Raw genomic sequence first — 20,681 nt, 5'->3', positions numbered from 1 at the left:
TTCAGATACTGTAGAAATCCGCTCTCAAAGGCGACCACTGCCGTTTCTTCAGAATCATTCCACACTCTTGCCTAACTCGCTAATTTCTTTAGTTCAACATATATAGACCGCTTTATGCACCTCGCCCTCGGTGATCCCTCTTTCATTGAAGGCATCCACTCGGACATATACCGGCTGGCCTTTGACTAAAGCTCGAATCGTCAACTGATTACTGCCGAACACCATATGACTATGATAAAGCTTATCCGGCGCGAATCCCCAAAGCACGTTGTGTCCGGTAGCATGGTCTCGATCCCACGATACGGAAAGATCCAGTTCGCTTAAAAGTCCGGTTTGGACTCCGCTTACCCTGCCAGGGAAGTCCCCCTCGCCGATTCCAAAAATACGAAGACCGGAAATACACGCCTGTTGGTTATAGGGGAGTTCTTTTACCGTGCAGCGGATATACCTTGCCTTGATGCCGCTATCCGTCACAATGAGATCATGCGGCAAATCGGAATCTGCGTCCAATTTATTTTCGATGACGAAATATTCTGTTCCGTCAACCGATCCTTCCAGGAGCCAACGGGTAACATGCTTCCGTTCGTCAATGTATCTTCTCATTTTTCTCAATTCTCCGTTTTCCATTATTGTTGCACCCTCAGGAAACGGAAGGTGCAAATGGTCATCTGCAAAATTGATTTGCACGGCACGCACATCACATACATGTTTCAAATCAACTTCAAGCCATTCCCCCGGCTGATTGGACGCCGCTTTCCACCAATTTTGAACATTTTCATTCGTGGCCTTCGAAGCTTCATATCCTTCTTCAGAGGAAGATGCATAGGCGGGCTTTCCATAGGAGAGCAGCATCCACTCGGGATCGCCCCAGGGGTCCATCCTTGCCTGTTCCAGCTTCATAGGCCAATCGCCATATCGTTGATTGCAGAATAATTCTCCATCTTGATCAAAGCCTGCAGGCCACAGCCCTATACGTCTTTCAAATGGATGATTGACGCTGACTCTCATACTTGCAGCATGCCACCAATTTCCAAACTTATCTTCCATTGTTGAGCCATGGCCGGCACCCGGTATAAATCCCCCCGGCTTATACGAGTAAGGATTGTTTTTAGCTAGAATAAACGGTCCCAACGGTTTGTCGGATACGTAAACACCATCTCCGTAAATATTATTTTCTGTTGCAGGGCTGGAATACTGTAAATAATATTTACCGTTATATTTATCCATCCACGGACCCTCAATGTACGGATCACTGCCAACAGCAATCCTAAACATCTTTACCTTTTCATCGGGCACGTTTCCGCTTTTCGCATAGGCTTGAACCATTTCTTCAATTTGTTCCGCAGTTTTGCCGAAAATATGATTTTCACCGGTTCTTTCATAACCATGTACCGATGGCTTGCCATAAATAAGTTCGACCGGCTTACCTAGCGGTTTCATGCTTTCAGGATTTAGCTCAATCCCATATATCGGCGTTATGTTGGAACAGCCCCAGTAGAAATAAATTCGGCCATCATGATCAACGAACAGATTCGGGTCCCAGAAAGGAAAATCTCCGGGGATTTCTTCAAACTCACCTTTGACCGGATCTTTTGTCCTGAAAAAGGAGCAGTTTTTACTTTTGGAAGATGCGGAAAAATATATATATTCCCCCATTACACGTACGTCTGGAGCATAGTCATAAATCGGTACGTCCTGCAGGGAATGGAAGTCCCACTCTACCAAATTAGCACTAGAAAGAAATCCGGCTGTCATTGATGGAAAAAGGTAGTATCTCCCCTTAAACATGATTAGCGAAGGGTCCGCCGCTTCTCTATAAACACTCATCTTTTCATAGTCGACAAACTGATACTTATATTCGATATTCATCGGATTACATACATATTTCATTAGTGCCTTCTCCCACTTTATTGGCTTTAAAGAACTCTAATTTGGCATACATATCTTCCAAAATAAACCGGACATCGATATCTCGATATACCCTGATTCGTCTCTCCTTTTGATAATGAACATAAGTCATGTCCGGAGATACCCGGGGGGCGGGTTTCAAATCATAATCATAAGGTTGGTCGTGCATTAGCAATCCTACCGCTGGGGAATCTCCCAAGGTCCACATTTCCCCCCTTGGCCAATCCAGATTGGTTTCCCATTTCTGATAGGTTTCCAACAATTGGTGATATAAGTATCGACCAATCGTGCCGCATGGTTCTACTCTTCGTTTTAATTCGGTGATGCTGACCCGCATCTTGCTGTACACGTTTCTAGGAATCTGCCACAGAGGGATCGGAGAGCTGAATACGACGTTTGCTGCGTGAATGTCGTTCCCTAGGTTGAATTCCGCTCCACCATCCGGCCAAGCTCCTCCTCCGATCCATACCGCTGTTAAACGATCGGCAATCGCCGGGTTCATGAGATACGCCGTAGCCAGATCTGTGATGGCCCCGAGGAAAATCACGAACAAGGGCCTCTGATCATTGGACATGGCTTCTCGCACAATAAGCTCTGCACCCTCGGACAAGACTGGTGTCCGCTCGTCTTGCATGGCGCGTTCGGCTCCACAAAGAACAGGATATTCCCCCGACAAACCCATGAGGTCCAACAGAAGTTCGATTTCTTTCACACTGTCCATCATTGAGGTTTGACTTCTCTCCTCACCAAAATGGGCGCCAATCAAGCCTTTCACGATAAATTGGGATGTTAACAATGCATGAACGATTGCATATTGGTCGTCCGCTTCGTTCTTGGCATCACTGTTCACGATCAAACGGATCTTTTTGAGGTCTGGCACATTAAATGTATGCTTCATCATAAATGGCACCTTTCTTGAAAACCTTCAGTCCTTCCTGCTATTAAACAATCATTAAATCGAGGGGGCGCTGGCTTGATGCGAGCGAAGTCAGCAACTGCAGCTCTGTCCGAGGTAACGTGGAGAATGTCCCTAAGGGAGTCTTCTTTAAGGACGTCGTCGCCTTCCTAGTGTACATCGGGAACCTGCTGCAGCGGCCCGATCAGAGTAAAATCTTCTACCTTTTGTATCCAAAGTCAGAAATGGTATTCCATCTCTTTCGCAGTTCATGAACTGCAAATTTGGGCTTTCTTTCACGCGTAAAGATCCCTTTCTTGTTTCCTTGCACCCGTCTGACACCCTGGCTTGTATTAAAATCAGCAAAGACCCAAACATGTTCTCCTATAAAATTGTCGAATTCATCAAAAACCTCATGATTGATACGCAAGTATTCCACTTGAAACTCTTCAGTGAACATAACAGGATCAACTTCGTGGAACCCGACAATTGTATCGGCACCAAATTCCGCCATTATGATTGGCTTTCCCGGACATCGCTTATTCCAGCCATCTAATTCCTCTCGAAGATGAATTTTTGCAATTTCTAACTCACCAACATCGTAATACCATCCGTAATATCGGTTCAGAGCCAGAACGTCCACTAGATCTGCGATTTTGCAATTTTTAGGGGTGGATTTTATCATCGTCGTGATTGTAACCGGTCTTTTTTGGGGATCACAGTCTTTGGTCAACTCCACCAGCGGCTTGAAGTATTCGTATGCTCCTTCCTCTTCCGCCCCTGGTTCGTTTGCCACGCACCACATAACTACACACGCATGATTCTTATCCCGTGCCACCAGCTCTCGAATGACCTCGCGATGAGCCTCGTGTGTCTTGATTCTTTCCCAAGTTGTGCTGCTATTCCCGCTGCCCACACCCGTGAATGCATTGAAGTTTAAGTTTAAGCCAACGGCCGGCACTTCATCGATAACGACAAAACCTTCACGATCAGCCAGACGCATGAGTTCCTCGGAGTATGGATAATGTGATGTCCGAAAAGAGTTGGCACCCATCCACCTCATTAAATGAAGGTCCATAACATTTACAGATTCGTTGAACCCTCTTCCGTTAATGGGAGAATCCTCGTGTTTTCCGCATCCTTTAAAATAAAATGGCTTATTATTAATCATGAATTTGCCGTCTTTGACTTCTACAGTTCTTACACCGAAAGGCTGTTCATACACATCAACGACTTCTACGCCCTTCAATAGTTCTACTTTTAAAGTGTAAAGATAAGCATTCAACGGTTCCCACAACTTGACGTTCTGGATGCTAAAAGTACCTTTCAAGCCAGCTTCTTGTGCAACAATAAAATCGGATTCGTCGATAATACTTACTCTCGCTTGGGCATCACCGACAATATCCAACTTGTATGTTATAATTCCAGTAAAGTTCGCATAGTCAGTAACGATTGAAATATCGTTTACATACGTTTGCGGAGTGGCGTAAATCTTGACTGGCCGATGGATTCCCGAATAGTTAAAAAAATCGAAATTCGGGGTGTTTTGAATAATTTTCCCATGCCCATCGATTTCTTTTTCGGTATAGTGTCCGACAGGTAGGGTGGAATGGTTTACAATATTGTTTACCGCAACGGTCAACCGGTTATTTCCATTTTGTAAAAACCGATTGATTTCGGCTTCGAACGGGGTGAACCCGCCTTTGTGCTCCATAACCAGTTCCCCGTTCACATAAACCCTTGCTTCATGTGTAGCTGAGCCGAGCCGCAAGACAAGGCGCTGGGATCGAAGCAGATTGGGAACTGCAAACTCCCTTTCATACCAAACCCAGCCGATATGGTTCCGGATATCAGAAGTGACGCCTATATCGTTATAGGAAGAAGGCACCGCCATCGGTATAGTGTCAGTCAGTTTCCTTGAATACCACTCATCGGCAAAGCCGTTTCCAGAGTCAAGTTTAAAATTCCAAACACCATTCAAGTCCAGTATTGCACGTGTTTCCGTTATAATAGGATATAACATTCATTCGGCCCCTTTATGATGTTTTTTAATCATCTATACCTTTTGAGTCCAGTAGCTCAATAAATTGATTATTTTCGATTCTCGGACATGAACATACTTTTCACCTGGACGGGCCCGATGAGCCCGCTTGGTTCCTGCTGCGCAAAGGCCGACAAGAAGTCACGCTGATCCTTCACCAACGTATTCGTAACTTCAATGACAAGCTTATTTTTGCCCTTCTTTATAAGGCCATTGATCTCTAGCCGGTATGGAGGACAGATGCGTACCCCTGCTTGATCGCCGTTCAACCACACCTCTGCCGTTTCGTAAACCTCACCCAAATCCAGCAGAACATGGTTTTCGGTTTCATCCCATTCAAACTCCGTTTCATAACGGAAGGTACCTGAAAATCGGGGTAAATGATCAGGTCTGCTCATATTCGTCAGAGCCGTCAGTTTTCCCCACTTCTTAAAATGAGGATAAGTTTCAGAATCAGCGGTGGAAACCGTCCATTCGCCATGAAGCTCAAGCTCCGCCAGAGCGGTATGCCTTGGGAGTGCAGCATAGCCTTCCAGGTCAGGTCCATGGAGCAGAACGATAGACTCGTACGGATGAAGGACAAGCTGCACTGCTTTCGCTCCGTTCTCCATACTTACATTTAAATCAATCAACCGATTCAGGAACGCATCATATGCATAAACATCACCTTGGACAGGTAAAATTATCCTCGTGGATAGGGTTTGATGCGGGTGTTCGTTAAAGAACATAAACACATCCAAACCATCATGACAGTAGTGATAATTCCGCAGGTACGGCTCGTATTTGTCTACTCTAACATCGTAATATCCTTCTGCAATAAGGTCTTGCGCCAGCTGGTCTAAGGCCGCACGCTTCACATTCCGGTGATCGGCTAGACATGACAGTTCGCTAGAAATATCACTCCCCTCACTAGATCGTAAAGGCAGCCCGTCAACAAAGCGAACGGCCAGTCCTTGTTCGGCAAACTCCGCCAAACGCCGAACCATCGCCGCCGGAAGCACTTCTGCATAGGGCACGATCAGACATTCGTAATCCTCGCGATTTACGGTCAGCTTGCTGTCTTTCACGCTAGCCGTTTCCAAAAGAACATCGACGGGAAGAACGTCGCAGTCGATCTGATGCTGCATCAATTTTTTCACAGGTTTGTGAAAATACATTGCTTCCCCGGACCATTCGGCTTCAGCGTGATATAGAACGGCTGTTGTCGCCACGTGCCTTCCGCCCGAAATCAGGTGACTGATCCGATTCATATATCGATTTAAATGCTTATAGTAGCGGTACTGTGGATTTTTCCCGCCCGCATACATGTGCGGCGGACAATCCGGATCCGGAAAAGCTTTCTGGGTAAAGGCATGCGGGACAAAATAATTGACGCCGCGAACGAGCATGTGATCTGTGAGCCATTTCATCAGCTTTAGCCCTTCCGCCCAGCCATACGCCCCATACATTTCGCACATCGTCCGGCCTTGTTTTTTCGGATCGATGTGTCCAAGAGATACACCAAGCTTGGCGAGGCCATAGTGGAAAAATTCACTATCCGTCTCCCCCGTCGGCTTGCGGAAAGGCAATTCATCGAAGCCGGGGACGATCTGCCACAGCACCACATCGATGCCCGACATGTCTTGTCCCCAAAGCGAGCGGAAGAAATGTCCGGTGCCGGAACCAAGCCTGGCATGAACGTTGTTGTCTTCAAGAACATGTCCGATGTATTCTACCCCGCGGGCTCTGCACCATGTTCCGATTTGGTTGCAGAAGTTTTCCGCATAAAGCTTGCTGACGATATTCATATAGGTGTACCGTACGATATTGGCTTGTTCTCCCGTATCCTGCCAGAGAAGATATAGACATTTACGGTAATCCTCGCCCAGCGCCTGCTCAAGCAGGGCCGGCATCTCCCGGCTCCAGGGTAGCGGCACTCCCTGTTTTCCTGGTTTAGAATTGAAATCAAAGGTTGCCGGATCATTGTAGAATCCTGGCTCATCCGAGAAGAAACCGGCAATCGTCTTTCCGAAATCTTCCCTGTACCGTTCGTAAAAAGCTTCATACACCGTATCAAGCAAAATGCGCACCGATTCCCGGTCCAATGGGTTCAGATAATCTTCCTGGGCCTTACTACCGCCATCCTTATTCTCCGAAATAATAAATATTCGCCAATACCCTTCGGGAATATCCCAATAAAGGATACCGTCATGCACAAGGTCAGTTAAATCGACACAGTCACCCAGCAATGCTCCATCAGATGGATCGCGGCGGACCGCGACCACTGAAACCAGCTTATTTTTGCCGCTCGCGTGTTGGGGCTGCGAGATCGTTGGCCGAAGCCCGCACATTAATAAAGTATCCACTAACAGTGACGTCCCCTGGGCAGGGCCGATGGTATCGATATAACGTTCACCCAAAAATATGCGATGAAGCTCTGTGGGAGCCTCCTTCACTTTGCCTCCCGCATGTCCCGTTGGAAAATGATCGTCATCAAGAATCCATACCTTCATGCCCCGATTCCGGGCTTCCTCCATAATAATGTCCATATCCTTCCACCATTTCGGTCCAAGAAAATCCGGATGAGGCCGGGACTCCACGCAAACGGCGCCGATTCCGGATTCATGAACACGGGCCATCTCTTCCCGAATCGCCTGTTCCTCCTCGCCATGCTGCCAGAGAAATGGAAGAATATAATTTTGTTCTCGGTTCTCAAGCACTTCTTGTAGACGTTTGTTCATAATAGCCCCCTGTTTCAACTTAGTTTCAACCCTTTCAGATGCCGCAGCTTAGATGGAAATATCCGCCCGACTTCAAATGAATGCCGGGCGGATCATCATGATAAAAAATTTATTTCTGCAGTTTCGCATGCCATTCTCTGGCACGCTTCGTCACTTCTTCGCCGCCCGATTGATACCACTTATCGACGAATTCGTCGAACTTGCTGATCGGATATTGGCCGATAATGATCTTGGTGGCGTATTCCACATACAGCGTACGGTTGTTAATGTCCGGGTAGCCGTCATAGACGCTGGCCGGCATGCCGTCACCGGCGATGATTTTGGCATACTTCTGAGCTTCCTGCATATTCCGGTTCACTTGATCAATGGCCCACATTCGATCTTCTGAAGCGGTACTCTTGTTCAGATCGATCATGAAATCCAGGGTGGATATTTTGGCATACGGATCGAGAATCCGGTTTTCCTGCGTGCTCTTGTCGTCCGGAAGCAAGGTCGCTTTGCCATCCTTCAGGGTATGGTGCATTCCTTCCACACCAAGGTACAGATCCTTCCAATTTTTCCTATCGTACATATTGTTCAACAGCTTCATGGTGGCCATCAGCTTCTTCTCATCCTTGTTGTTCTTGACCACCCAGGCCGGTGGCGTAAATCTTTTCCAAGTATAGAATCCTTCATAGCCTTCGACTTTCGGTATGGGGAGTACGGAAAATTCAGCCTTCACGCCGGTGTTCTTATATAAATTTTCCAAAGGCAGATAGCCTGACTCTACCCAGTGAAAATAGTTTCCTACCCTATCCGAATGAATCTTGCCGTCCCACTTATCCTTGGTGTTCAACAGCGATTCCTTGTCGATTAATCCTTCCTTGTACAGCTTGGATAGGAACTCCAGAGCCGCTTTCATATTCGGAGTCACCGCGGAATAAGTCAGCTCACCGTCATAAATGTCCCAGTCCGGATAACCTTCGAACATGGCTACCCCGTACATGGCGAACAAATGATCCATCCAACGCGCTTCCTCCCGGCCGCCGGTCGGAAGCTCATCCTTCTGGCCGTTGCCGTTAGGATCCTTGTCCCTGAACGCCTCCAGAACCTTAACATATTCGTCTTGGGTTTTCGGCATCTGCAGCCCCAACTTGTCGAGCCAATCCTGGCGGATCAGACCGGCATATCTCCCATAATCCACCAAACCAGGAATATAGTAGATTCTCCCTTGACCGGTAGGATCGTTGGCCTTAACAATATCCCACATATCCTGCGGAATGGCATTCCATAAATTGGGCGCATATTGAGGCAACAGATCAGTCAGATCCACAATGGCGCCATTTTTGGCTAGGCTGTCTTCAATGCCTTCCTTGGGCAAGAAAAGGTCCGGCATTTCTCCAGCGGCGATTTTCAGGTTCAACTGATTCAGATAATTGGTGCCCCCATTCCATTCCACATACGGATGAATGACGCCGACGCCAAGCTTTTCTTTATAAAATTCATACAGCTTGCTGCCTTTCGTGATCGGTTTATATCCGATGTTGGTACCCCACACTTCAATATCGACAACTTCATCTCCGCTGGAAGTCTGGTTCTGGTTCGCAGCCGCTGAACCTTCGGCAGCGTTTTTGTTTCCGCCGCAACCCGTTAATACTGTTGCTATTGCAAGGATGCTTGTCGCCAGCAATAGACCGATCTTTTTAAGTTTCATACTGTTTCCCCCTTTTTAATTACCCTTTTACGGAGCCGATCATGGCTCCTTTAACGAAATATTTCTGCAGGAAAGGATACACCAGAATGATCGGGATGATCGCAAAGATCACGGTCGCCGCTCTTAAGGTCCGCTCGTTATAGTTAAGATCAGCCGTGGTCGGGGCACCGGCCATAATCACGTTGCCGTCGGTGATGAACTGCCGGATCTTAATCTGTAGCGGAAACCAGTCCGGATTCTGCAAGAAGAACAGCGGATGCTGGAACTGATTCCATAACACCACACCGTAGAATAAAGCAAGGGTCGCCAATACAGCCTTGGATAGCGGAAGCACGAACTGGAACAGCATCCGGAAATATCCGCAGCCCTCAAGAAAGGCGGCCTCCTCCAATTCTTTGGAGAATTGCTTGAAGAAGGTCCTCATGATGATTAAATTGAACGGATTCAGAATATGCGGTATGACCAGGACCAATGGATTATCATAAAGGCCAACGCCGCGGACCGTCAGGAAATAAGGCACAATCGGCGCTTTAAAGATCATGGCAATCACAACTAGCACCATAATCACGGAACCCCAGCGGAATTCGGGCTTCGACAGCGGGTAGGCGAACAAGGCGGTCATCAGGAGCGCCAACACCGTGCCGATTAACGTCGTACCGAGCGTCAGGAAAAACGATTTCCACAAGTCGGGACGATCAATAATGTATTTCCATGAGTCTAACGTAAACTCTTTCGGCCATAACGTTACCAGATTCATATCGACAGCACTTCTGGAACTAAACGAGGTCGCAATCACGGACAGGAGCGGTATGATCGCTATAATAGAAAACAGGATAAGCAGGACAGTTATTGCCGTACCAAATATTTTTTCCCCTCTTGATTCAGCCATATCTACCAGAGCCCCCCATCCGAAACCTTCTTAGACAACTTATTGAAGGTGTACACCATAATAAACCCGATCACCGATTGAAACAGCCCTACCGCCGTGGCGAAACTGTACTGCGCTTGCTGAATGCCCGTCCGGAATACGTACGTATCCAGGATATCCCCTACGTTGTATGTCATCGGAGTGAGCAGATTATACACTTGATCAAAGCCAAGATCCAGGAAATTGCCGATCTCAAGCAAAAATAGCACCAGTACGGTCGGCAGCAAAAGCGGAAAGGTAATGTGGCGGATTTGCCTGAACTTGGAGGCGCCATCGATCATCGCCGATTCATAGAGCTGCGGGTCGATCGCGCTAATGGCGGCCATATACACCACGGTTCCCCACCCGGCATCCCTCCATATCGAAGCGAGCACATAAACAGGCCGAAAGTATGCGCTTTCTTGCATGGCCAACACCGGTTCATGACCAAACCACCCGATGACAATGTTAAACAAACCGCTTATCGCAAAGAAATCGAAGAGAATACCGCCCACGATCACCCAAGACAAAAAGTGCGGAATGTACAGCGCGGTCTGGATTCCTTTCTTCAGCGCCGATTTTCGAATCTCGTTGATCATCAGCGCCAGCAAAACAGGCACCGGAAAAATCAGTACGAGCTTGAAAAATCCCAGCGTCAGGGTATTGCCGAACACTCGGGCAAAGTCCGGATGGTGAAGCAAGGTGCTAAAATGTTTGAGACCTACCCAAGGACTATCAATGAAACCCCGGAAAACCGAATAATCCTTGAAGGCGATTACAGAACCGGCCAGCGGAATGAATTTAAACACAATCAGAAAAACGATTCCCGGAATCGCCATCACATACAGCGGCCAATATACCTTCATCCGGTGTAATGCAACTGCTTTCAATTGTTTCCCCCCTTGATATCTGGTTGTTGAATTCGCTTACACTTTCACTATACAATCGGGGGCAACCATCGCCAATCGGTCGTTTTTAAGTTCCAACCAGGCCATTTTTAAGGATAAATTGAAAACCACTCCTGCTCGGAGTGGCTAACTACAAGTTTCATTTAAGCGCGCGATTGGTTTTTGCGGTATTCGCTGGGCTTTAAACCTGTTAATTTCTCGAACAGCCGCGCAAAATACTGCGTATCCGAGTACCCTACCCGCTCACAAATTTCATAAACCTTCAGATCCGTTCGCTCCAGCAGTTCCTTCGCCTTGCCGATCCGAACCTGCGCCAGAAAATTGATATAGGTATCCCCAGTTTTTTGCTTGAATAACTGGCTTAAATAATAAGGGCTGATAAAAAACCGGGAGGCCAGTTCCGCAAGGGTGATTGGATCATTGTAATGCTGCGATACGTATTCCTTGATTTCGGCGATGATATTCTTCTTCTTGGGCACATTATGCTCTACCTTAAACACAATGATGCACCGAATGACCTGAATCATCCATTTCTCCAGGCGCTCCAGCGTTCGGAAGCTGGAGATGGCCTCCAGAGACAGGATATTGCGTCCCAGAAAGTCATTCTGTTGCAGCTGCTGAAACGACATCTTCCGCACACTTGATAAAAGGATGTTTATACAATGCACTTGGAGATCCGTGGGACTCATCCCTTGCTGAGCTTCCATGCCCCGGAAAATCTCGCGGATGATGGCGACACATCCCTCTTCATTCATATTGTCGAGCTCTGCTTCCAGTTTGTTAATCAATGCTTCAGGAACGGGATGGCGCCTTCCCGTCAGATTGATCGTTTCGGGATAAGGGATCACAGCCCCCTCCCCCTTGATGACTTTGTAGCTTACTGCATAGCGGGCTTCCTCAAAAGACCGGACGATTCCCGCCGCCCGTTCCTGGAAAGTACCGATTCCGGCGGTGATGGACAGATTCAGTTCCCGGAACATTGCATCCCTTAGGCCATCTATGGCACGAATCAGTTCCTCGTACGCGGTAGTCCTGTCATGGGCAATTACAACGGCCACCTGAGATCCGGAATACCGGAATCGATATACTGCCCTGTACCGCTCCAGGGCCCGATCGATTTGCTGAAACACCGGCCTGAGACCGAATTCTTTCAAGCAACCGAGACCGTCGTCGAATTCCAGCAAGGCACATATGAACCGGACACCTTCCGTTTGTATTTCGGCGATCCTCAGGGCTTCTTTCACATCAACCGCGCTATCGTTGCCGTTATCAAGGATGTCCCGCAATACATTTTCCTGCATCAGGTTATGAGCCTCCTGCTTCAAGTCGACCACTTCCTGAAGTTTAGCCCTTTCCGCCCGGATGTCCTCCATGACCTGACAAACGCAGTCACGAAGCTCCTCTTCCTCCACCGGCTTGTTGATGTAGAATTGGACCCCCAGTTGCATGCCTTTTCGCGCATATTCGAAGTCGGCATACCCGCTTAAAAGAATGAATTTGGCCGGGTTGCCCGCACTTTTCAACATTTTGATCATTTCCAGGCCATCCGCCTGCGGCATCCGAATATCCGTTATCACGATGTCCGGGTGCCGTTTTTGAATTAATTGGACCCCTTCCAAACCGTTATAAGCTGCACCGACGATCTCACAATCCGGGATATAGCGGCCTATTATTTTTTTTAGGCCGTCCACAATCCCTTTCTCGTCATCCACCAAAATTAGCTTCATCCCAGGCACCTCGCTTTTCATTTCGCACAAGCAGCATCTCAGATCTTGGGGATTAAAATTTCAACCGTCGTCCCTTGCCCGATTCCAGGACGAATCATCAGATAATACCGGTCTCCATAATGAAGCTTGATGCGTTCTGCGATATTTTTTAAGCCTAACCCTTTACCGGCAGGTTCATCCGTCACATGCAGCTTGTATTTATCTGACCCGGCCGCCTCCAACAAAGCTAGCAGCTCCTTTTGTTTGGCCTCAGGAATGCCGATTCCATCATCCGTAATCCGGATCAGGATCTCGCCTTCTTCCGTCCAAAATCCCTCAATCGCGATATTCATAGTCTGACTGTAGTCTTCGAACCCATGGTTAATGCTGTTCTCCACGATCGGCTGGAAAACCAGGGGGATGATGCTGCATTGCTGTATGTCCTCGGGAATTCTTATATCCAGAAGGAACTTATTATCGAACCTTAGGTTCTGGAGCTGCACATAATTCGCCGTATATTCCAGTTCATGCTTCACTGAATGCTGCCTGCCTTCCTTCCCCAAAGCAAGCCTAAACATACGAGCCAGAATTTTGATCATGCCGGCCGTCTCCTCATCATCATTCACCAGCGCCTTCATGCGGATGGATTCCAAGGTGTTGTACAGCATATGCGGGTTGATCTGGTTCTGGAGCGCGATGAACTTGGCTCGGCGATGCTTAATCTCCCCGATATACACATCCTCAATCAAGGTGCGGATCGTTACGATCATCTTGTTGTAACTATTGACCAGGCTGCCGATCTCGTCATTGGCCTGCTTTTTCTCGATGGGCAGGTATTGGCCTATTTCCGCTTGCTTCATGCTTTTACGGAGCGCCTTGATCGGCCTCGTGATTGTATAGCTTAATCCAAATGACATGAGTGCGATGATCAAACAGCTTGCCAGGATCACGATCACGGTCACCCCTTGGATCTGATTGATCTTGGACAGGAGCTTTTCGCGGGGGATTTCCGTCCTGACCAACAAATTGCCGAGTTCGGTGTTTCCCGTTAATATAATCCTGTTCTTGCCGCCTTTATCTTTAATATAAGTCCCACTGGACGTGAGTACCTGCTGCCAGGACAAGCGGCCGCTGGCGGCGTCGGATTGATAGACGATTTCTCCATGGCGATTGCTTATGGTGACGCTCATCCCGTATTTGTCCCGAGCCGAGACAAAATCTTGATCAAGCTGCAGCAAGGCAAACGGGTCCAGATCAATGAGCAGGATCCCCGCATAGGCCCCATCCGAGTTGAGAAGGACTCTTCCCACCGTCACCATGGCTCCCTCTCCGTTGTCATCGTAATAGGAACGATCATGCAGCCCGGTAATAAAAAAAGTTTCATCGGAGCTGCGGAGCCGCTTAAACCAATTCTGGGATAACAGTGCGTTCTCGTGGACCACGTTTGTGGTCGTGGTATACTGGTACACGGCGTTATCGCGGCTGACCAGCATCACGGTACCGATCTCCGGTTTAAGCAAAGCGACCCGCATGAGCAACCGCTGGACGGCCACCCTCTGTAAAATCAATTCATCCATCGACCTGTTCCGCTCGTCCCCGAGCTTATAGATCAGTTCGCCGTCGATGAGCACCGACTTGGTCACCTTATCGTATTCTTTCATAAGCTCATTCAAAGAAGTTCGGATCTGGGACGTGTACAGAGCCGCGAACTCTTGAGAGGATTCTTCCAGTTCCACTGCCGACTGGCGGAAGATGATTACGCTTACACTAATGAGCGGAATGACGCAAATGAGCAGGTATCCTAACATTAATTTATTTTGGAACTTCATGTTTTTTATTCTCAAAGCTGCCCTGCGGATCCAATGATTATGCTCCATATCCCAGCCCTCCCCCCTCCATCATTTTACCACATTAATTGTATCCGCTTTCAAAATTTAATTATATCTCTTATAAAAATAACATAAAGAGGACTGTTTTAAGTTCCTGCCAGGTCATTTTGGGGATATCCAATGCAAACAGCTCTTAAACGGCCTTTAAGGCTGGTTTAAGATCGGCTCAAGCGGGGTGGTTCTACATAATTTTACAGCTAAGCACGTGATACACACGATGATTATATATTACTCTTGCAGACAACAAAGCCATCCTTAACTAAGGACGGCTTTGTTGTCTGAATTATCTCATTCTATATCAGACCCATTTGAGGCAATTACCTTCTTGTACCACGCAAAGCTTTTCTTTTTTATCCTTCTTATGCCTCCTTCGCCTGCATTATCTTTATCGACATAAATAAATCCATAACGTTTTTTCATTTCTCCAGTAGAGGCACTGATCAAGTCAATTGGCTCCCAGCTTGTGTGTGTATCCAATTAAATCGACACCATCCTGAATGGCTTTAGCGACCTCAGAGAGATGCTCCCACAAATAATTAAAACGGTATAATCACTTCGCCTTCTTCCAAATAGACGATAATTCCGCCGCCTGTGTTAGACAACAAGCGTCAGCAACTTATCTTGGGCTGTAACCGATGAGCTTGTTGTTTCAATAACATCCAAATAATCGTCGGTATTCGAGATAATAATTGGAGTGATCGGATCGTAACCGGCTTCCTTAATTTTCTCCAGATCAAACTCAATCAATAGATCCCCTTTGCGGACCTGATCTCCTTCCTTAACCCGAGGGGTGAAATACCGCCCTTTTAATTGCACCGTATTGATTCCAATGTGAATAAGTACTTCCGCTCCATTCTCGGATAGCAGAACTACAGCATGACCTGACTTGAGGATGGTACCAATCGTACCGTTCACTGGCGATACGGCTTGGCCAACACTTGGAACAATGGCAATCCCTTTCCCCATAGCACCTTCTGCAAAGGCAGGATCAGGAACCTCAGTCAAGGATTTCACATCTCCAGTTAATGGGCTGAGAAGCACCTCCTTCTTCAAGACCGGCGAACCCCCTGTAGAGTTTGAACTTGCTTTCGCCGGAACAGCTTGCCCTTCTGCAGCAGGAGCTGCAGCACTTGCTTCAGTCACTGAAACAGCTTTTTTGTCCTGGTATCCGAAAAGAATCGTCAGAACCAAACCAATGCCCATAGCAGCGGCAATCCCGATTAAATAATAACTAACAGGTTTAAATGCACCGATGGAGAAAATATTTTGGAAAACAAATGCTGTAGCATACGTATGGAATCCCCCGTTAATCGCTCCTCCAATAGCTCCGGCAATAATAACATATGGCATTGTGCGCTTAAAGCGCAGTAAGATACCATAGACCGTCGGCTCAGAAACGCCCGCTAACAACAGACTTAACGTAGAGGAGCCCGCAATTGATTTCAGCGTCTTCTCTTTGGATTTCAGGAATACTCCCAGCGCCACCCCGGCCATTGCAAAGTTAGAAGCTGCCCACATCGCAAGGATGGGATCGGTTCCTTTCGACAGATTTGCCAGCACGATCGGAATAATGCCCCAATGAAGACCAAATACAACAAGGAAGAAGATTAACCCGCCAATAACAGCACCGGTTAATAGCCCGCTTACTCCCATAAGATAATTGATCCCATCCGCTATCGCATTTCCGATATATACACCAAACGGACCGAAGATCATCGCAGTAAGTGGCACAATAATGGCTAAAGACAACAATGGAACCAAGAACGTTTGAAGCTCTTTATGAATGATTTTCTTTAAAAATTTCTCCACGTAAGAGAAAATCCAAATGGCTACAAATACCGGAAAGACGGTTGATGAATAATCCATCAAGACTACCGGGATGCCCAGAAAAGAGGTCTTATCTCCGTTAGCTAACAGTCCCGTAAAGTTAGGTTCCATTAATGCTGCACCGATAACTCCGCCTACATAAGGATTGGCTCCAAATTTGGTCGCTGCAGTAACGCCCAGAAATATAGGCAGGAAATAGAAGACAGCATTAGCTGCTGCAGCCAGAATGAGGTAGGTCCCACTTTCCGCAGATACCCATCCAAAGGTTGTAAACAGGGTTAAAAAGGCTTTTAGTATCCCTGCTCCGGCCATGGCAGGCAAAAGGGGAGACAGGCTTCCGGAAATCACCGCAAAAATTCTGGACAGAATCTTCTCCTTAGGTTGATCTGCATTCGTTGATGCGGAATTTCCCGCTCCCAATTTACTGGTTTTCACAATCTCTTGATACACGTGTGCAACGTCATTGCCGATAACCACTTGGAATTGACCGCCACTTTCTACGACGGACAGGACACCTTCTAAGCTTTTCAGCTTCTCTTTATCGGGCAATCGATTATCTTTCAAATTAAATCTCAATCGTGTTGCGCAATGGACAAGATTCGTTACGTTCTCCTCTCCCCCAATATTCTGCACAATATCCTTGGCTAAATCTTCGTATTTCATTTGCACTCTCTCCTCTAGACCTCATTCTTGTATATATAAAATAAAAAAACCTGAACAGGTGATGAAGCACACTGGACGGCCAGTACACTTATCACTTATCCAGGCTTTGCCCAACTAATGGTAACAACCCTGTTATTTATTGTTATAGGATAATTATCTGCTGGTCACTCGCCTAATATGGAGCATAAAATAGACCATTTCGGCATTGGTTGTCTCAACTTGGTACTTATCCTTTAAATAAGCCCTTACCTTCTCACTGCAGGCGAAAGCTTCGGGATACTTGGCACTAACTTGTTCGTACAGCTCGTCATCCTCTGAAGGAATTGATTCATGACGCAGCGTGCGATACGAAAAATATTTCAAGTGAGTCACAAAGCGGCTATAATTTAACGATTCTTCATCCAACTTAATTCCATAGTAGAGAGTTACTATATTAAGTATTTCTTGAACCATCTGGGTTACCATTAAGGTTTGTTCCATTTCCTGGCCATCCTGCTGTCCATTCACAAAATGCATCGCGATAAAACCGGCTTCATCATCAGGCAGCTTGACCCCTGTTTCCTTTTCAATTAAGTGTAAAGCATGCATTGCTGTGTGATATTCTTTCGGATAGAATTTCTGTATCTCCCAGAGCAGCGCATTCTTAATACTCAATCCCTCTGTATGGCGAGTGATTGCATAACTAATATGATCTGTAAGAGCCAGGTAGATATTATTGCTAAAGGAGGCCTTTAGATCTTTTTTTGCATAACGGATGATCTGATCTGTCAATTCTAGATGCTTGGGTGGAATCTCACTCAGCAATGCAGATAGCCGCTCAGATAATTCTTTGGTCTCCATCACGAACGTCTTCTCAATTCTTGTCGGATCTATATCTTCACCTGGAGTTTTCTGATAAGCCAGCCCCTTTCCAATAACGATGATCTCAGATCGATTAGGTCCTTCAACCAATGCAACATTATTGTTAAATATTTTTTTAATCCTCATGAGTTCGCCCACTTTATATTTTTTTGCTGACAAAAAAAAGCCTAAACTAATCCCCCACTAAATATAATCTAGCACGGATTGGTTTAGGCTTTGCCTGCAACGCAGTAACAACCCTAAAATAAATTGTATGGTCATTATATAAAATGTGGAGAACGTTTTCAAGTAAAAAATGATATCAAAATTTGGATTCGGACACTTTCATTTTAGCAGAGATGGGATAAATAAGTTGTTGACTTTTTTAATGTTCGTATGTATGGTTTTACATGTACATACGATGTGGATTGTAACCGTTTACTCGGGCAAAACCTAAATCGACTCGGCATTGGATTTTTTTCCATGTCGGTTCGGGTTAGGTTTTTTTCATTTTAAACGGCCTGATCCGACTCGCTATGTAAAAAATAACACAACTTTGCAACTGGAGGTACGTAGGATGAAATTGAAAAAGGGTACAGGTCTGATGCTAACGTTAGTATTGTCGATCGGCACCATACTGACCGGTGGGCTGCCTGCGAAAGCCGAAGCGGCTTCACCTGGGCAAATTACGGCAAACACGTATATCGGCGATACGGGAAGGATGGTTGAATCGTTTGATCTGAAAGTAAGCAATGCGAGCGAATATGCCGATTTGAAAGCATCCGATTTTGAGATTACCGGCAACTACGACGGATATCCGGTGAACGAGAAAAACGAAACAGTGCAAGCGGATTATACGGATGACGGGGTTGAATTGAGCTGGCATGAAAACGTTTTATCCCTTAAAGTAAAGCCATTTAAATATCCTGGGGGGCCGGTTTCCGCGTTTTCCGTGACAAACGAACGTTACCCGGAGTTGTCGTTTAATCAGGCATCCGTAACGACGGTGAAGACGCGGACGGTCGATGATTTTACCGCAGGGGAATATACAGGCGCTAACGGAGAAAAGTTGAGCTATCGGTTAAAACTGACCGATTCTGCGGCCCCGCAACCTCTGATTGTATGGCTGCACGGCGGCGGCGAGGTCGGTGCGGACAATCTGAAACAGCTTACCGAGAACAAAGGCGCGGTTGCCTGGCTAGACTCGGGTTACGATACTTCCGTACTCGCCGTACAGTTTCCCAAAAACTATGGCTGGAAAATCTATAACAATCCCGAAGAACTTTCGCTGATGCGGGACTATTTTGAGGTACAGGCGGAGTTGATCGGGGAGCTTGTCGATTCCGGCAAGGTGGACCCGAACCGGATTTATGTTGTAGGCGTGTCCAGCGGCGGAGGCGGCGCGCTTCGTTTCCTGATGCAGTATCCCGGGCTGTTTGCCGGCTCCATTGTTGTTGCGGCGAAAGACGCTGTAGCCGATTACACCGGTTCCGTGGAGACGTTTAAGCGGGAACTGAAGGATCTGGCGGATGTGCCGGTATGGCTCGTGCACGCACAAAATGACCCGATCACGGATAGCCGGACGAGTACGCTGGCGTATGAGGCATTGACCGGATTGGGCAACAAGCAGGCCAAGCTGAGCATTTATGACGATGCGTTTATGGCCTCTCAACAGCTGCACGGAGATTTTAGACACTGTTCCTGGGTGCCCGTATTTAACGATAAGAACATGCTGGCTTGGTTATTTGAGCAGAAAAAACCAGCTGCCGCAGCGGTCTCTCTGCAGCAGGATGCTCAGGTGACACGCGCGGAATTGGCTGCGTTATTGGCGGACCGGCTGAACCTTGCCGAGGTGATCGGCACCGATATTTATACGGATACTGATAATTCGCCTCAGGATCTGGCTATTCGTCAGAATACGACGGCCGGGATCATGAAGGGAATCGGCGGCGGCCTGTTTGCCCCGGATTTGGCCGTGACACGGGCGCAGCTTGCGGCGATCGCCGATAATATCGTGCGGAATGCGAAACTGGAGCAGGCCTCCTCTTCGGCAAGCGCGGCAAAGTTCAGCGACGTGCCGAGCGGGCATTGGGCTTCCGAAGCGATTGCACGCTCCGTTGCGGCAGGGATCCTGAACGGTGATTCCGCAACCCGCTTTGCGCCGAATCGGTTCGTGACCGGGGCGGAAGCAACCAAGTTTGTGGAAATGCTGGCCAGTATGAGGTAGGTAAAATGGAAATGTACAATTGAAGCTTGCTTAAAACCTGCACAATTGCAGGTTTTTTGTTTTGCTAAATTCCCGCATGTATTCGGCCGTAACTCCATCGGCATATAGAAGAATGAACAGTTAAGTTAAGTTAAGTTAAGTTATTCCGCACTCGAAGCCGTCCCCTGGACTTCATATTTTAACGCATAAACCATTAAAATCATTCCGTATGGGAGGAAACCAAATGAACGCAAATCGCCAAGTGATCATTCTGCATGAAATTTCGAAACTTACGACAAAGCAAGCGCAATGGGAACCGTATGCCTGGTACAAGGACATGAGGGACAATGCCCCCGTCCACTACGATGCCGAGCAGGATGTTTGGAACGTGTTTTTATACGACCATGCCAAGCGAGTGCTGTTCGACCATGAGCTGTTCTCCAACAAAAAGGAACGAAGTTTGATTTCGACTCCCAGA

The 20,681-nt window shown here is 47.1% G+C and carries 12 protein-coding genes and 1 pseudogene; 1 reads left to right on the top strand and 12 read right to left on the bottom strand.

Going from position 1 to position 20,681, the window contains the following annotated elements; translation table 11 throughout:
- Window positions 1-93: 93 nt before the first annotated feature.
- From ACLD72_RS00700 to licT, 12 genes and pseudogenes are all read right to left on the bottom strand, one after another.
- Window positions 94-1,890, bottom strand: a complete 1,797-nt coding sequence (locus tag ACLD72_RS00700; RefSeq protein ID WP_410995137.1) for a family 43 glycosylhydrolase — start codon at window positions 1,888-1,890, stop codon at window positions 94-96.
- Complete coding sequence (locus ACLD72_RS00695; protein ID WP_458475454.1) at window positions 1,874-2,806, bottom strand: nucleoside hydrolase; 933 nt, start codon at window positions 2,804-2,806, stop codon at window positions 1,874-1,876. Before ACLD72_RS00695 ends, ACLD72_RS00700 begins: the two co-directional genes overlap by 17 nt.
- A 217-nt stretch (window positions 2,807-3,023) precedes the next feature.
- A complete protein-coding gene (gene uidA, locus ACLD72_RS00690; RefSeq protein WP_410995139.1) occupies window positions 3,024-4,826 on the bottom strand; it encodes a beta-glucuronidase in 1,803 nt (600 codons plus the stop codon).
- Window positions 4,827-4,894: 68 nt separating this feature from the next.
- On the bottom strand, window positions 4,895-7,564 hold the full coding sequence (locus ACLD72_RS00685) for a glycosylhydrolase-like jelly roll fold domain-containing protein (protein ID WP_410995140.1): 2,670 nt from the start codon (window positions 7,562-7,564) through the stop codon (window positions 4,895-4,897).
- A gap of 109 nt (window positions 7,565-7,673) precedes the next feature.
- Window positions 7,674-9,257 carry an ABC transporter substrate-binding protein gene (locus ACLD72_RS00680; RefSeq protein ID WP_410995141.1) on the bottom strand — a complete coding sequence of 528 codons (1,584 nt, stop codon included), beginning with the start codon at window positions 9,255-9,257 and terminating at the stop codon, window positions 7,674-7,676.
- A 19-nt stretch (window positions 9,258-9,276) separates the two neighbouring features.
- Window positions 9,277-10,146, bottom strand: coding sequence for a carbohydrate ABC transporter permease (locus tag ACLD72_RS00675; RefSeq protein ID WP_036624111.1), 870 nt, complete (start codon window positions 10,144-10,146; stop codon window positions 9,277-9,279).
- Between the two features lie 2 nt (window positions 10,147-10,148).
- Entirely contained in the window at window positions 10,149-11,054 is a 906-nt protein-coding gene (locus ACLD72_RS00670) for an ABC transporter permease (RefSeq protein WP_410995143.1), read from the bottom strand.
- Window positions 11,055-11,215: 161 nt separating this feature from the next.
- Complete coding sequence (locus tag ACLD72_RS00665; RefSeq protein WP_410995145.1) at window positions 11,216-12,799, bottom strand: response regulator; 1,584 nt, start codon at window positions 12,797-12,799, stop codon at window positions 11,216-11,218.
- Between the two features lie 38 nt (window positions 12,800-12,837).
- The gene (locus tag ACLD72_RS00660) at window positions 12,838-14,655 is read right to left on the bottom strand and encodes a sensor histidine kinase (RefSeq protein WP_410995147.1); all 1,818 of its coding nucleotides are present in this window, start codon (window positions 14,653-14,655) and stop codon (window positions 12,838-12,840) included.
- Window positions 14,656-14,955: 300 nt separating this feature from the next.
- Window positions 14,956-15,214 (bottom strand): annotated as a pseudogene (locus ACLD72_RS00655) (family 1 glycosylhydrolase); the annotation flags it as partial.
- 47 nt (window positions 15,215-15,261) lie between these two features.
- A complete protein-coding gene (locus ACLD72_RS00650; protein ID WP_410995148.1) occupies window positions 15,262-17,157 on the bottom strand; it encodes a beta-glucoside-specific PTS transporter subunit IIABC in 1,896 nt (631 codons plus the stop codon).
- Between the two features lie 153 nt (window positions 17,158-17,310).
- The gene (licT, locus tag ACLD72_RS00645) at window positions 17,311-18,144 is read right to left on the bottom strand and encodes a BglG family transcription antiterminator LicT (protein ID WP_410995150.1); all 834 of its coding nucleotides are present in this window, start codon (window positions 18,142-18,144) and stop codon (window positions 17,311-17,313) included.
- Between the two features lie 430 nt (window positions 18,145-18,574).
- Between licT and ACLD72_RS00640 the strand changes: the two genes are divergently transcribed.
- The gene (locus ACLD72_RS00640) at window positions 18,575-20,224 is read left to right on the top strand and encodes an S-layer homology domain-containing protein (protein ID WP_410995151.1); all 1,650 of its coding nucleotides are present in this window, start codon (window positions 18,575-18,577) and stop codon (window positions 20,222-20,224) included.
- Window positions 20,225-20,681 lie beyond the last annotated feature (457 nt).

It is taken from the genome of Paenibacillus lacisediminis (assembly GCF_046567315.2).
This window is presented reverse-complemented; position numbering and strand designations above follow the sequence as displayed.